Here is a 14,019-nt window from a genome sequence, read left to right on the forward strand (position 1 = left end):
CGTTCGGATCCTCAGAGGGTCCGTGCGCACCCCTTTTCCGTGCCCGCTCGAGGGGCTCATCGGTGCACGTAGGGGAGGGGATCGGCGGGGTCTGCGGACGGCCCCGCTCGCGACACGGCGTGCTGACACAGTGTCAGCGGATCCGGGGGCGGAGGGGTAAGCTTCCTAGGGAGAACCATCCACGGGCAACGCGTCCATTGTGCCCACGCGCAGGACCGATGCGGAACCCACACACACAAAGAGGAAGGGCCGTCTGTGAGTTCGCAAACTCGAACCGGCAGCCGCCGCGGCCGAGCGCTCAAGGCCTCGGCAGTGGCAGTCCTGGCGACGATCTCGCTCACCGCTTGCTCGGAGCAATCGAAGCTGGGCTTCTTGCCCACCGAACGGGGCACCACCGACAACGCCGATCAGGTCATCGACTTGTGGATCGGATCGTGGATCGCGGCGCTCGGCGTGGGTCTCGTGGTGTGGGGTCTGATGCTCTGGTGCATGGTCGCCTACCGGCGTCGTAAGAACGAGACCGGCTACCCCCGCCAGCTCGCGTACAACGCCCCGCTGGAGATCTTCTACACGATCGTCCCGATCGCCCTGATCGTGACCCTCTTCTTCTTCTCGTTCCGCGCACAAACGGCCATCACGGACCGCTTCGAGAACCCGGACGTCAAGATCCAGGTGTACGGCAAGCAGTGGGCGTGGGACTTCAACTACCTGGACGACAACGTCCACTACCAGGGCATCCAGGCGCACCTCACGGGGGAGCCCGGCGTCGAGGAGACCCTGCCCACCCTGTACCTGCCGGCCGACAGCAAGGTCGAGCTGGAGATCACGTCCCGCGACGTCATCCACTCGTTCTGGGTGCCCGCCTTCCTTGAGAAGATCGACATGATCCCGGATCGCACCAACTACATGAGCTTCACCACCGGCCGCGAGGGTACCTTCGCCGGCAAGTGCGCCGAGCTGTGCGGTGAGTACCACTCCGAGATGCTCTTCAACGTGGCCGTCGTGAGCCAGCAGGAGTACGACGCCCAGATGCAGCGCCTGCGCGACGAAGGCAACACGGGCATCCTCGGGGACGAGTACAACCGCAACCCGAACCTCAACGAAACGTCCAACAACTAGGGGATAGGCAATGTCTACGCTCGAATATTCGCGGGACGACGCGGCCACGACCGCACCCCGCGTTGTCCCACGGTCCAAGGGCCGGGTGATCGTCAACTGGCTCACCTCGACCGACCACAAGACCATCGGGTACATGTACCTGATCTCGTCCTTCATCTTCTTCTGCGCCGGTGGCGTGATGGCTCTGCTGATCCGCGCCGAGCTCTTCCAGCCGGGCATGCAGATCCTCGAGACCAAGGAACAGTACAACCAGCTGTTCACCATGCACGGCACCATCATGCTGCTGATGTTCGGCACCCCGCTGTTCATCGGTTTCGCCAACGTGATCGTGCCCCTGCAGCTCGGTGCGCCGGACGTGGCCTTCCCCCGTCTGAACGCCCTCGCGTTCTGGTTCTTCCTCTTCGGCTCGCTCATCGCGGTATCCGGGTTCATCTCCCCGCAGGGCGCGGCCTCCTTCGGATGGTTCGCCTACGCGCCACTGAACAGCACGACATTTAGTCCGGGCGTTGGTGGTGACCTATGGGTCTTCGGCCTGGGACTGCAGGGCTTCGGCACCATCATGGGTGGCGTGAACTTCATCACGACCATCGTGTGCATGCGTGCGCCGGGTATGACCATGTGGCGCATGTCCATCTTCACCTGGACCACGCTGATCACCTCCATGCTGATCATCATGATCTTCCCGCCGCTGGCCTCCGCCCTGTTCGCGCTGGGTATGGACCGGCGACTCGGCGGCCACGTGTTCGACGCCGAGAACGGTGGCGCGATCCTGTGGCAGCACCTGTTCTGGTTCTTCGGTCACCCCGAGGTCTACGTGTTGGCCCTGCCGTTCTTCGGCATCGTTTCGGAGATCGTCCCGGTGTTCTCCCGCAAGCCGATCTTCGGGTACAAGGGTCTCGTCTTCGCGACCATCGCAATCGCGGCGCTGTCCGTGACCGTGTGGGCGCACCACATGTACGTGACCGGCGCGGTGGCCCTGGGCTTTTTCTCCTTCATGACCATGATGATCGCGGTGCCCACCGGCGTGAAGTTCTTCAACTGGATTGGCACCATGTGGCAGGGGTCGCTGACGTTCGAGACGCCCATCCTGTGGGTGCTCGGCTTCCTCTTCACCTTCCTGTTCGGTGGTCTCACGGGCATTATCCTGGCGACGCCGCCGCTCGACTTCCACGTCTCCGACACCTACTTCGTGGTGGCGCACTTCCACTACGTGATCTTCGGAACCATCGTGTTCGGCATGTTCGCGGGCTTCTACTTCTGGTGGCCCAAGTTCACCGGCAAGATGCTCAACGAGCGGATCGGCAAGATCCACTTCTGGCTGCTGTTCGTGGGCTTCCACATGACGTTCCTGATCCAGCACTGGCTGGGTGTGGACGGCATGCCGCGTCGTTACGCCGACTACCTGCCCGAGGACGGGTTCACCTGGATGAACCAGTTCTCGACCATCGGCTCCATGCTGCTGGGCGTGTCCATGATCCCGTTCTTCTGGAACGTGTACACCACCCACCGCAACGCCAAGAAGGTGGAAGTGGACGACCCGTGGGGCTTCGGTGGTTCCCTCGAGTGGGCCACCTCCTGCCCGCCCCCGCGTCACAACTTCACCTCGTTGCCTCGGATCCGTTCCGAGCGCCCCGCGCTGGATCTCCACCACCCGGAGCTCTCGGCGTTCTCCAGCCAGCAATATGAGGCCGAGACCCCCCTGGTGGGCGGCACCGGAAGGAACGGACGATGAGCGCAACTATCAAGACGTTCCTGCTGCTTGGTGTGTTCTGCACCGTGGTGGGCCTGGTCTACGGATTCGTCACCGAGTTCCAGGAACTCGCCGGGTTCCCCGCACTGTTGGCCGTGGCCGCGATGAGCTTCATGCTCGTGGTCTACCTCTGGCTCGTGCAGCGGTCCACCGGGGGCACGCTCCCGGAGGACCGGGAGGACGGTGAGATCGTGGAGATGTCCGGTGACTACGGGGCCTTCTCCCCGTGGAGCTGGTGGCCCCTGCTGCTCGGCATCGGCTCCGCGCTGTTCGTGACCGCGCTGGCGGTCGGCTGGTGGATCATCGGCCTGGCGGTCCCGGTGGCCGCTCTCGGCCTGCTGGGCCTGGTCTTCGAGCACTCCCGCGGGGAGCACGCTCACTGATCAGCATCCGCTGACCATACGACGAGGCCCGCACCATCATGGGATGGTGCGGGCCTCGTCATATCTCCCAACCGGGGCAAGGTTCGTGATCAGCCCCGAGCTTTGTGGGCGGGGGTCCGGCATCGATACGCGCGTCGTGGAGCCCTCAAGGTAGTAATGGCCGGCGGGGATGCTCTGGAGCTCGACGAGCATTCCCCACGGTGCCTTGACGTGGATCGGCCCTTTGCCCTCGGCGTGGTTCGTCGTCCGCGGTCAGGCCGTCGTACACGACCCCGGCACCGAGTCTGTCGACGATGAACCGGGTAACGGCGTCGAGATCGGGCGCGGTGACGCCGATGTGCTGGATACCGCGCGGAAGCAGAGGTGAATTCATGACGACATCGAGATGGGCCATGTGCCCGGGCTATGCTGCACGGATCCGTCGCGGCGGCCGCCGCAGGTCGTCCCCGTCCGGGGCGAGGTCGCGCGGGCGGGGAATCCCCAGGCGGGCCAGCCACCGACCCACGGTGCGCAGGTGCATCTGGTGCCCGAGATCCAGCAGGTGACGGTGGATGCGCCGGGCCGAGCGGGCAGCTGCCTCGGTCCCGGCCACCACCGCGGTCTGCCGGCTCAGTGCATCGAAGATCTCATCCTGAGGGGCTCGGCCAGCCTGGGGGCCTGCTTCTTGAGCCTGGCCCGCACGTGCCCGCGGCCAGTTTGGCCGGGGTCGGGTAGTGGCTGAGCAGGTCGGCTACCGCCGGGTGGGTGACCCGCGGCCCCAAGACCCGTTCCAGGGCCGGGTGGATCTGGGGGAGCATCCCGCGCAGCCGGTTGATGGTGGCGGTGATCTGGGCGGCCAGGTCATCCAGGATCGCGCGCAGCCGGGCCTCGTCGTTGGGCAGTGCCTTGACGTAGACCGTCTTCCCGGCCGCGGTCACGGCGTGGTGGTCGGACTCGCCGACGTCGAGGCCGAGGAACACCGCCGGTTGTGGTTGCTCTGAGAGGGCGGGGTCCCTTCTCCTCCGCTGCTGCACGAGCATGCTGGCCGACCGGTCAGCACCCCTCCATCCTGCTGGACGAAAGGGCCGCGAAGAAGGTCACGGGGGCTCTCTTGCCCACAGTGGCGGCGGCCACCATCGAGCGGGGATGAGGCTGACGCTTCGGCTGACACCGTGTCATGGGTTAAATGGTTCCATGGAACCCATGTGGAAACTTGCAGGGGAAGGGGCACCGATGGACCACGGGCTCGCGTTGGTAGGCCTGCCGGATCTCGACTTGCACGGCATGTCGGAAGCGGTACGGGACGAAACCGAGATCCCGGGGGCCGTGGCTCGCCTTCTCGAGCGGTTGAACGGCCAGGGCGCCATCGAATCGCGGGATGTGCATCTCTGCTATGACGGAACGAACGACAGGACGCTGATTCGGGTCACAGTGGCCGTCGGAGAGCCGATGACGGGTACTCGCCCCGTGACCTTACCGGGGGCCGGAACGGCAGCTGTCATTCGGTTCGGGGAGCGGCCGGTCAATACCGGGGACGCATGGCTCATGGTGGACACGGCACTTCGAGGCAAGGGGCTCACCGCCGTGGGACCGTATCGTCAGACCATCCATGGGGACGGGAGCGTCACCCTTGCCGTGCCCGTCAGCTCCGGAACGCCGCGTACGGAGGCCGAGGCCAGCGCATAGAACCCAGCGCATAGAACAGTGACCAGCCGGCTCCGGGCTGGAGGCATAGGAAAGGGCCCGTTCGGATTATGTGATCCGAACGGGCCCTCCCGATCAGCGATCGAGTCAGCTGGGCCCGGGGCCTACTTCTCGATCTGTGCGCTGTGCGAGCCGGCGCCGACGCTGGCGGGCTCGGCGTGGTGATGACCGTGAGCCGCTTCCAGCTCGGCGGGCGTCACGGGGGCCACACGGTCCTCGAAGAAGATCCGGCTCAGACTGCCGCGCATCTTCTCACTCGCCGTGACCTTGCCCTTGGCATTGGCACGAGCGGGTTGGACCTCGCGGTCCTCGAAGTTCACGAGCTTGTAGCGACGGTATTCATCCAGGGGCTCGTGGACCTCCACGAACTCACCGTGCGGCAGGGCCTGGATGCGGCCCGACTCGCGGCCGTGGAGCACGATCTCCCGGTCCTTGCGCTGCAGGGACAGGCAGAAGCGGCGGGTGATGATGAACGCCAGGATCGGGCCCAGGAAGTACAGGGCTCGCAGCCAGTAGATGACGTCGTTCACGGCCACGTGGAAGTGGGTGGCGATGAGGTCACCGCTGGCCGCGATCATCTGGATGGCGTAGAAGGTGACGCCGGCGGCGCCCACGGCGGTGCGGAACGGCGCGTTACGCGGACGGTCCAGGATGTTGTGCACGCGGTTGTCGCGGGTCACCCAACGCTCGATCCACGGCCACGCGAACATGACACCGAACATCAGGGCCATGGGGATCAGCGGCAACAGAATGGCCAGCGGAACCGCCAGACCGAAGATGTTGACCTCCCACGAGAAGGGCCAGTGACCGGGCATCAGGCGCAGACCGCCGTCGGAGAAGCCCATATACCAGTCGGGCTGGGAGCCAGCCTGCACGGGGGAGGGATCGTAGGGACCGTAGTTCCAGATCGCGTTGATCGTGGTGGTCGCGGCGATGGCGGCCAGGATGCCGAACACGATGAAGAAGAATCCACCCGCTTTCGCGGCGTAAATGGGACCCACGGGGAAGCCCACCACGTTGTCCTCGGTGCGACCCGGACCGGGGAACTGGGTGTGCTTGTGGACCACGACCATGAACAGGTGGATCACGATCATCATGAGGATCAACGCGGGGATGATCAGCACGTGCACGATGTAGAGGCGACCGATGATCGCATGGCCGGGGAACTCGCCACCGAACATGAACATGGAGATGTAGGTACCCACGATCGGGACGGCCTTGGCGATCGCGTCCGCGATGCGCAGACCGTTACCGGAGAGCACGTCGTCGGGGAGCGAGTAGCCGGAGAAGCCGGCCACGATCGCCAAGATGAAGAGCACGCAACCCACGACCCAGTTCAGCTCACGCGGGCGGCGGAACGCGCCGGTGAAGAACACACGCAGCATGTGCACGGACAGCGCCATGACGAACAGCAGCGCGGACCAGTGGTGCAGCTGCCGCAGGAAGAGGCCGCCGCGGATGTCGAACGAGATGTGCAGGGTGGAGGCGTACGCCCCGGACATCTCGACACCCTGCATGGGGACGTAGCTGCCGTTGTAGGGCAAGGACGTCATGGTGGGGTCGAACCAGAACGCCAGGAAGGTGCCGGACAGCAACAGGATGATGAAGCTGTAGAGGGCGACCTCACCGAACATGAAGGACCAGTGGTCGGGGAAGACCTTACGGCCGAACTCCTTGACCATCGCGGAGGCGCCCACGCGCGTGTCCACGAAGTTGGCGATCCGGCCCGTGGTGGTCGTGGGGCGGTATTCGAAGTCTGTTGATGTGGACATTAGTTCGCCTCATCCTGCATGTCTTGGACGGCGAGATCGCGCTGCGAGTAGGTCGGTCCCACGGGCTCGTGGAAGTCGCTACGGGCAACGAGGTAGCCGTCGGAATCAACGGTAATGGGCAGCTGCGGCAGGGGGCGGGATGCCGGGCCGAAGATGACCTCGCACTCGTTCGTGAGGTCGAACGTGGACTGGTGGCACGGGCACAGCAGGTGGTGCGTGTGCTGCTCGTACAGGGCGATCGGGCAACCCACGTGCGTGCAGACCTTGGAGTAGGCGAAGATGCCGTCCACGTTCCAGTCACTGCGCTCGGGGGAGACGTTGACGTCCTCCGGGGCCAGTCGCATGAGCAGGACCACGGCCTTAGCCTTCTCGTCCAGGTAGCCCTCTTCGTGGCTCAGGCTGCTGAGGTTCTCCGGGACCACGTGGAACGCGGAACCAAGAGTCACGTCGGACGCCTTGATGGGGGTACCGGAGGGGTCGCGTACCAGGCGCACGCCCTCGTCCCACATGGTGTGGCGCAGGACCTTGAGGTCGGTGGGACCGAGGTCCTTGAGCAGACCCACGAAGGGGAGGGGCATGAGCACTGCGGCGCCGATCAGCGTGTTGCGCAGCAGCGGGCGGCGCCGCACACCGGACTCGTCGTAGATGGTGTTCAGGATGCCCTGCGCCTCGGCGCGGTCCTCTTCCGGGCGCAGGTCGTGGCGCATCTCCACGATCTCGTGGTCCGGCATGAGGGTACGGGCCCAGTGGACCACCCCGATACCGATGCCGAACATGCCGAGGGCGATGCCGAGGCCCAACAGCAGGTTCTGCAGCCGCAGCTGCGCGGTGGGCTCGGTGTTGACGGCGTCGTACAGAGGACCGTCCACGCGGATACCGAAGTACGCCACGAAGAACAGGATGGATCCAATGATGGAGAGCAGGAACAGCAGGACCACCTGGTGTTCAGCTCGCTTCGCGGCCTTGGGATCTACGTCCGTCACGCGGGGGCGGTGCGGTGGAAGCCCCGGGTTGGGGAAGTTTTCCGTGCCCGTTCCGTCCGAGGTGACAACCGCCCCGCTCTTGTGGGGAGTGCCGTCACGATGGTCGCCCATGTGGTCCCTCATTCTTCTCTTGGTGCTGTGAATACTGTTTCGGGTGCCGGTGGGTACCGGCGGGGCGCTCTCAGGCGGAGCGCGAGGTCAGCCACACGGTGAAGCCGATGACGATCACCAGGCCGATGGTCCAGATGAACAGGCCCTCGGCCACGGGGCCCAGGGAGCCGAGGCTGAAGCCACCCACGTTGGTGTTGTTGTCGAGGGTCTTCAGATACGTGATGACGTCCCGCTTCTCCTCGGGGGTGATGTTGGCGTCGTTGAACACCGGCATGTTCTGCGGGCCGGTCTGCATGGCCTCGTAGATGTGCTTTTCGCTCACGCCCATGAGGGAGGGGGCGAACTTGCCGCGGGTCAGGGCACCGCCCTGGCCAGCGGCGTTGTGGCACATGGCGCAGTTGGCCAGGAACACCTTGGCGCCGTTGGCGGAGTTGCCCTCGCTGATGTCGAGGTACTCCTCCTCGGGGACGGCGGGGCCGGCACCCAGGGAAGCCACGTACGCGGAGAGCTGCTTGGTCTGTTCGTCGTTGAACTGCTGCGGCTTGACCTGCGCCTGGGGGCCCTGCATCTGCATGGGCATACGGCCGGTCCCCACCTGGAAGTCGACGGAGGAAGCGCCCACGCCGATCAGGGAGGGACCGGTGTTGGTGCCCTGGGCCTGCATGCCGTGGCACGTGGAGCAGTTGGACATGAAGAGCTTCTGCCCCTCCTCGACGTCCTGAGCCGAGTACGTGGTGGTGTCGGCCTTGGCTTCATTGGTGGTTGTGGCAACTGCGTAGAGTCCACCGGTCAGAAGCAAAGCCATGACCAACAGCGCGAGGGCTGCCATGGGATGGCGGCGCTTTTGTGAGAGTGCCTTCACGTCAAACGTTCCTTTTACTCGGTTCTAGAACTTGGATGGGCGAACGGTCCTGGGGGCCTACTTGATGAAGTAGACCAGCACGAACAGGACGATCCAGACCACGTCGACGAAGTGCCAGTAGTAGGACACCACGATGGCCGAGGTGGCCTCGTAGTGACCGAAGCGCTTGGCAACGAAGGCGCGGCCCATGATGAAGAGGAATGCGATCAGGCCACCGGTCACGTGCAGGGCGTGGAAACCGGTGGTGATGTAGAAGGCGGAGCCGTAGGCGTTCGCAGCGATCGTGACGCCTTCGGAAACGAGAGCGACGTACTCGTAGACCTGCACGGACACGAACACGGCGCCCATGAGGAAGGTCAGGGCGAACCACTCGGTCATGCCCCACTTGGTGAACTGGAGGATGCCGCCGGTGCGCCGGGGCTGGAGCCGCTCGGCGGCGAAGACGCCGAACTGGCACGTGACGGAGCTCAGCACCAGGACGATGGTGTTGGCCAACGCCATGGGCACGTTGAGCAGCTGTGTGTTCTCGTGCCAGACCTCCGGGGAGGTGGCGCGCAGAGTGAAGTACATGGCGAAAAGTCCGGCGAAGAACATCACTTCGGAGGACAACCACACGATGGTGCCCACGGATGTGAGGTTGGGGCGAGTGATGGTCGCGCCCACCGGTTTGGCTGGGGTATGAGTCGCAGTTGTCACAGAGACATTATGTCGCCAAAACTCCTGGCGAACCAACCACCACGGCCTCCGCAGCGCATCGTGTCGCGTCCTCGAGGTGTGATCTGGACAACCCTCCCGTCCGCCGGCCCCCGCCTGCCACCGCACTGCGTCACGCGGAGTGACGGCGCGATAGAGTCGAAGCCGTGACTACCTCGAACGCCTCCCGCACGAACAACCACTGGCCAGACGTGTTGACGAGCTTGTCCCGCGGCGAGGACCTGTCATGGGACCAGTCCTACTGGGCCATGGACAACATCATGGCGGGCGAGGTCCCCGACACCGTGGTCGCGGGCTTCCTCATGGCACTGCGCACCAAGGGGGAGAGCGTGGCCGAGCTCAACGGTCTCGCGGACGCCATGGTCGCTCACGCCCGCCCCATCTCCGTTCCCGCCCCGGCGCTGGACATCGTGGGCACCGGCGGGGACCGCCTCTCGAGCGTCAACATCTCCACGATGTCCGCCCTGGTGTGCGCGGGGGCGGGGGTGCGGGTCGTGAAGCACGGCAACCGGGCGTCGTCGTCCAAATCGGGATCGGCGGACGTCCTGGAGGCCCTGGGCGTGCAGCTGGACATGCCCGTCGAGCGCGTCCAGCGCGCCGCGCGCGAGGTGGGGATCACCTTCCTGTTCGCGCAGACCTTCCACCCGTCCATGCGCTTCGCGGCCGCCGCACGCAAGGCCCTCGGGGTCGCCACTGCATTCAACTTCCTGGGCCCGATCACCAATCCGGCCAAGGTCAAGGCATCGGCGATCGGTGTCGCGGACGAGGCCCTGGCGCCGCTGATGGCCGGCGTGTTCCAGAACCGTGGCGACCGCGCGCTCGTCTTCCGCGGCGGTGACGGGCTCGACGAGTTGACCGTCACGGCGCCGTCCCGGATCTGGGAGGTGCGGGATGGCCGGACCACCGAGCACACGCTCGAGCCCCTGGACCTGGACATGCGGCGCGCCACGATCGAGGATCTGCGCGGCCAGGACGCTGCCTACAACGCCGGCGTGGTGCGCGACATCCTCGACGGATTGCAGGGGCACGTGCGTAACGCGGTGCTGCTCAATGCCGCCGCCGGGCTCGTCGCCATCGACGAGAGCGCCGATGCTCCCTTCGCCGAACGTTTCGAGGCCGCCGTTGGGCGTGCGGCCGAGTCCATCGACTCGGGTGCGGCGCGAGACGTCCTCACCCGGTGGGTCGAGTTCGCCGCGCGGTGACCACCCGGTCGTCGCTCCCGCTCGGCCCGTCCGTGCGGTACCGCACAATCTGACGACGACGCCGCTCGCCCGGTTTCCGGAGGAGCGGCGTCGTTCGTGCTACGGCCGGGGAGTCAGTCGTCGATCCCCAGGGAGAAGGCCGCATCCAGATCGTGCGTGCTGTACGTGCGGAAGGCGATGTTGGTGTTCGTGGACTCCACGCCCTCAACCTTGGACAGCTGATCGGCGATCACGTCCGCGAGCCGTTCGTGCTGGTGCACCCGAACCACGGCGATCAGGTCCCACTCACCAGTCACCGAATAGACCTCGGTCACGCCGCGGATGTCCGAGACCTCCTGGGCGACCTCGGGAATCCTGTCCGACGAGGTCTTGATCAAAACAATGGCGGTGAACATGGGGTTCCTTTCCACGGTGTCACTCCACTGTATCGGTGGGTCGATGGCGCGGCGGGCGTCTCGGAACGGCCGGTGGCAGGGGAGTCGTGGCCGTATCAGCGACGACGAACTCGGGCCACGCCCGCCAGGACGAGGCGGTAGCCCACCAGGAAGACTCCCAGCACCACCAGGCTGACCAGGACGAACGACCACGCCGTGCCATCGCCTGTGAGAACACGTAGGAGCATCCCGACGAGTTCGGTGCTCAGCCATACGACCACGCCAGTGGGCACCACAGCCGCCGGACGACGCGCTCCCCGTGCCATGAGCCACCCGATGAGCGTCCCCGCTAGGAAGGGCCACGCGGTGGTGAGCATGCCCAGGACGTCCTCACCGTGGGCTGAGCGCCCGATGGCGGCGAAGACGATCACCAGACCCAGGTCCACGGCCAGGAAAACGGGCCAGGCTCTCGTGGTTCGCTCGGCGGAAGGAGCTGATCGAGGCGATTGCGGGGGAGAGGCCACTGACGTGCGGGAGTCCGATCCGGGACGGGGTTGTGAGCTCATGTCTCCAGTTTATGGCGGGTTCTGGAAGCTTCCGAACGGATGAATTTCAAAGTGAGAATCGCAGGATTTAGTTCGAGTTCCACCTATAACTTTAAGAACCGGCCCAAGGCGCTATGACGCTCTCATGGACTGGGCCAGCTGAGGTCGCCGCAGCGGGGGGTCTTCACCCCGCGAGAGCACGGACCTCCAGGGGCTGCCCACATGCCGCGGATGCTTTGGCTGCAAGTTTCAGAGCGCCGGCCTCACTGGCGACCTCCACGATCCAGCAGCCGCCCAGAGCGGGCCCCGAACTCACCCGCGGGCCGGGGAACACCGCGGGGGATCGCCAGCTGCACCCGTGGCATCGACGGTATGGGTGGCCTCGGGCGGGGTGAGGCCGCCGGCGAGGACCAGTTGCCCGGCGTCCTGCAGATCCTGGTTGAAGGTGGCAACCGCTTCGAAGGCGCGCTGCATGTCGTCCTCGGACTGACACGCCTTACCCGACGACTGGATGCCCGGATCGTGGAAGACGGAGATCATGAACCGTGCCATGGTGGCATCTTTTCGTATTGTGGAATCTATTCCGCGCTGGAGTCTTGAGAAGAATGGGCTTCGTTGCGTCCGAAACATCGCGTCATGGTGGAACCAGAAGCATCCTGCCGAGGGATTCGAGCCGCGCGGCGACGTCGAACGGTCGGTACTGGCAGAGCGCGTGTGCCCTCATCATGACGCAGGTCGCCGGACTGAGTACATACACGAGCAGAAACCCGAGATGTGTATCTAGACGCGTTGAGCAAAAGCGTCACGCAACGCGCCGTCCCGTAGCTTTGCATGGAGTCGCTCAGCCGGTGACCCATGGGACGAGGGGCCGAGTCGCCGCCTGAGCTCACGGCCATCTGAGGCCTCCCAGAGGCTGAATCGGGTTCGCCCCATATCGCGTCGTTACTAACGTACCCCCATGACCGATAATGTACATTATGTAAAGTAGTCCGAAAGTGGAGTGGCCGGAACGGTCCCTGGGCCTCTCCCGCCGGCACCCTCAGCCCTCGGCCGACCGCAGCGCCCACTCCTTCTTGTGGTGCCCCAGCACCGTCAGGATGATTCCCAGCGCCGGCCATCCGATCGGTGCCCAGATCTCCCCCGCGGGTCGTCGTCGGACAGGGGCACCACGTCCGTGACCCTCACGGTGGGCGGAGTCGCCCCCGTGGCTCCCGGCGTCTGCCCCGCACCCGAGCCACGCTGGGCCTGCACGAAACCCCCGGAGGCAGCGCCCCCACTTTGTCCCGGAGCCCCAGGGCCACCGGGGCCGCGCCGCCGCCCGACGCCATCTTCTGCGGCGCCTGTTGCATCCCCGCGATCACTTGCTGGTCGATCCAGCGCTGCATGTTCGTCTCCACGCCCGTGAGCATCTGGGACGCCACCGGGCTGGCCGCACTCGCCGTGAGGATCTCGGGCTGCTCCCCCAGCACGATCCCGCCGCACACCTCCCGCGACGTGATCCCGTTGACCGCGTCCTCACTGTTGGCCATCGGGTGCAGCTCGAGCAGGTGCTCGGGCATCTTCTGGGTAACAGCATCGACCTGCTCCTGCGAACCGACTACCGCCCCGGGCAGGTTCTCCACCCGGGACGTGGCCGTGGGCCATGCGAAAGCGAGAAGAACGACACACACGTCGCCCGCTCCCCCATCCCCCGCGTGCGCTCGCGCTCCCTGCAGGAGACACACGACGCGTTCGCAGTCGCCGTCGAGTCGCTACTCTCCGGGGTGCTTGCGGCCCCGGCCGACGGCTGACCACGGGCTGGGGACCATGGTCCGTCTCCGACGGCCGGGCCTGACCGTTGTACCGGGGCCCTGCTGCGCGAACGACGATCCGAACCCGCATACTCTGCAGCCGAAGCGGCCCCGCCCGCGCGGCGACGGAGTCGACGTGCCGGAACGCGCACGACCACGGGCGGCCACCCCGGAAGGGTGACCGCCCGTCGTCGTCAATTATTCAAACCGGTCGAGAGGGCGCCGGAGGGCGCGGACCGGCAGGGAGTCAGCGGTTGAGGACCGTGATGGCCTCGTGGGCGCGCTCGGCTCGGACCTGCACCAGGTAGGTGTCCGCGGCCGTGGTGCGCACGGACTTGAAGTCTCGCTTCCCGCCGGTGGCCAGGTGCGCCACGAAACCGAAGATCACGCCCCACACGGCACCGATCACCACGGACCACAGGATGATGGACAGCCAGCCGAACGCCGGGGCGAACAGGCCGAACAGGATGCCGATGAACAGGCCCAGCCACGCGCCGGAACCCAGGCCGGCGAGCGCGGCGCGGCCCTTGGTCAGGCGACCGGTGACGTATTCCTCGGAGCGCAGGCCCTCGCCCACGATCTTGACGGTGGAGACATCGAACTCGCGGTCGGAGAGCGTGTCCACGACGGCCTGGGCCTCGGCGTAATCGGGGAAGCGGGCGATCGTCTCGTATTTAGCGGCAGCGGTCTGGATCTCGTAGGCCATGATTCCCCTCACAATTGGTATGTAT

General features: G+C 65.7%; 17 protein-coding genes. 5 read left to right on the forward strand and 12 right to left on the reverse strand.

Features of this window, described 5'->3' with window-relative positions; genetic code table 11:
• Positions 1–255: 255 nt before the first annotated feature.
• From ctaC to IE157_RS06595, 3 genes are read left to right on the forward strand one after another with little or no spacing between them, the layout of a single operon-like run.
• Positions 256–1,119 carry an aa3-type cytochrome oxidase subunit II gene (ctaC, locus tag IE157_RS06585; protein WP_186368796.1) on the forward strand — a complete coding sequence of 288 codons (864 nt, stop codon included), beginning with the start codon at positions 256–258 and terminating at the stop codon, positions 1,117–1,119.
• 10 nt (positions 1,120–1,129) lie between these two features.
• On the forward strand, positions 1,130–2,851 hold the full coding sequence (gene ctaD, locus IE157_RS06590) for an aa3-type cytochrome oxidase subunit I (RefSeq protein WP_064845201.1): 1,722 nt from the start codon (positions 1,130–1,132) through the stop codon (positions 2,849–2,851).
• Positions 2,848–3,252, forward strand: a complete 405-nt coding sequence (locus IE157_RS06595) for a cytochrome c oxidase subunit 4 (protein ID WP_064845200.1) — start codon at positions 2,848–2,850, stop codon at positions 3,250–3,252. The genes ctaD and IE157_RS06595 overlap by 4 nt, the downstream gene beginning before the upstream one ends.
• A 145-nt stretch (positions 3,253–3,397) precedes the next feature.
• Here the strand turns inward: IE157_RS06595 and IE157_RS06600 are convergent, their stop codons facing one another.
• Genes IE157_RS06600 through IE157_RS06610 form a run of 3 tightly spaced genes read right to left on the reverse strand, consistent with a single transcriptional unit; the run spans position 3,398 to position 4,211 of the window.
• Complete coding sequence (locus IE157_RS06600; protein ID WP_318281360.1) at positions 3,398–3,646, reverse strand: VOC family protein; 249 nt, start codon at positions 3,644–3,646, stop codon at positions 3,398–3,400.
• Positions 3,647–3,655: 9 nt separating this feature from the next.
• The gene (locus IE157_RS06605; protein ID WP_404820599.1) at positions 3,656–3,844 is read right to left on the reverse strand and encodes a hypothetical protein; all 189 of its coding nucleotides are present in this window, start codon (positions 3,842–3,844) and stop codon (positions 3,656–3,658) included.
• Between the two features lie 34 nt (positions 3,845–3,878).
• Positions 3,879–4,211, reverse strand: a complete 333-nt coding sequence (locus IE157_RS06610; protein WP_404820600.1) for a hypothetical protein — start codon at positions 4,209–4,211, stop codon at positions 3,879–3,881.
• Positions 4,212–4,425: 214 nt separating this feature from the next.
• On the opposite strand from IE157_RS06610, the gene IE157_RS06615 reads away from it, so the two are divergent.
• Positions 4,426–4,917 carry a hypothetical protein gene (locus IE157_RS06615; protein ID WP_193519487.1) on the forward strand — a complete coding sequence of 164 codons (492 nt, stop codon included), beginning with the start codon at positions 4,426–4,428 and terminating at the stop codon, positions 4,915–4,917.
• A gap of 122 nt (positions 4,918–5,039) precedes the next feature.
• On the opposite strand, the gene qcrB is transcribed toward IE157_RS06615, so the two are convergent.
• The 4 genes from qcrB to ctaE form a co-directional block, all read right to left on the reverse strand.
• Positions 5,040–6,707, reverse strand: coding sequence for a cytochrome bc1 complex cytochrome b subunit (gene qcrB / locus IE157_RS06620; protein ID WP_064845196.1), 1,668 nt, complete (start codon positions 6,705–6,707; stop codon positions 5,040–5,042).
• Positions 6,707–7,801, reverse strand: coding sequence for a cytochrome bc1 complex Rieske iron-sulfur subunit (qcrA, locus tag IE157_RS06625; protein ID WP_035961968.1), 1,095 nt, complete (start codon positions 7,799–7,801; stop codon positions 6,707–6,709). The genes qcrB and qcrA overlap by 1 nt, the downstream gene beginning before the upstream one ends.
• 70 nt (positions 7,802–7,871) lie before the next feature.
• Positions 7,872–8,663, reverse strand: coding sequence for a cytochrome bc1 complex diheme cytochrome c subunit (gene qcrC, locus IE157_RS06630; protein WP_064845195.1), 792 nt, complete (start codon positions 8,661–8,663; stop codon positions 7,872–7,874).
• 57 nt (positions 8,664–8,720) lie between these two features.
• Positions 8,721–9,359: an aa3-type cytochrome oxidase subunit III gene (ctaE, locus tag IE157_RS06635; RefSeq protein WP_064845194.1), complete on the reverse strand. Its 639-nt coding sequence runs from the start codon at positions 9,357–9,359 to the stop codon at positions 8,721–8,723.
• A 164-nt stretch (positions 9,360–9,523) separates the two neighbouring features.
• Between ctaE and trpD the strand changes: the two genes are divergently transcribed.
• Positions 9,524–10,579 (forward strand): anthranilate phosphoribosyltransferase, encoded by a 1,056-nt coding sequence (gene trpD / locus IE157_RS06640; RefSeq protein WP_193519488.1) that lies wholly within the window; start codon positions 9,524–9,526, stop codon positions 10,577–10,579.
• Positions 10,580–10,692: 113 nt separating this feature from the next.
• Here the strand turns inward: trpD and IE157_RS06645 are convergent, their stop codons facing one another.
• The 5 genes from IE157_RS06645 to IE157_RS06665 all read right to left on the reverse strand — a co-directional run bounded on the left by IE157_RS06645 (position 10,693) and on the right by IE157_RS06665 (position 13,994).
• Positions 10,693–10,974: an Lrp/AsnC family transcriptional regulator gene (locus IE157_RS06645; protein WP_155384267.1), complete on the reverse strand. Its 282-nt coding sequence runs from the start codon at positions 10,972–10,974 to the stop codon at positions 10,693–10,695.
• Between the two features lie 95 nt (positions 10,975–11,069).
• Positions 11,070–11,519, reverse strand: coding sequence for a DUF3054 domain-containing protein (locus IE157_RS06650; RefSeq protein ID WP_082943119.1), 450 nt, complete (start codon positions 11,517–11,519; stop codon positions 11,070–11,072).
• A gap of 291 nt (positions 11,520–11,810) precedes the next feature.
• The gene (locus tag IE157_RS06655) at positions 11,811–12,050 is read right to left on the reverse strand and encodes a hypothetical protein (protein WP_082943118.1); all 240 of its coding nucleotides are present in this window, start codon (positions 12,048–12,050) and stop codon (positions 11,811–11,813) included.
• A 629-nt stretch (positions 12,051–12,679) separates the two neighbouring features.
• Positions 12,680–13,168: a hypothetical protein gene (locus IE157_RS06660; protein ID WP_085106052.1), complete on the reverse strand. Its 489-nt coding sequence runs from the start codon at positions 13,166–13,168 to the stop codon at positions 12,680–12,682.
• Between the two features lie 367 nt (positions 13,169–13,535).
• A complete protein-coding gene (locus IE157_RS06665) occupies positions 13,536–13,994 on the reverse strand; it encodes a general stress protein (RefSeq protein ID WP_064845191.1) in 459 nt (152 codons plus the stop codon).
• Between the last annotated feature and the right edge of the window lie 25 nt (positions 13,995–14,019).

It is taken from the genome of Kocuria marina (genome assembly GCA_014652975.1).
Taxonomy (GTDB): Bacteria; Actinomycetota; Actinomycetes; order Actinomycetales; family Micrococcaceae; genus Kocuria; species Kocuria marina.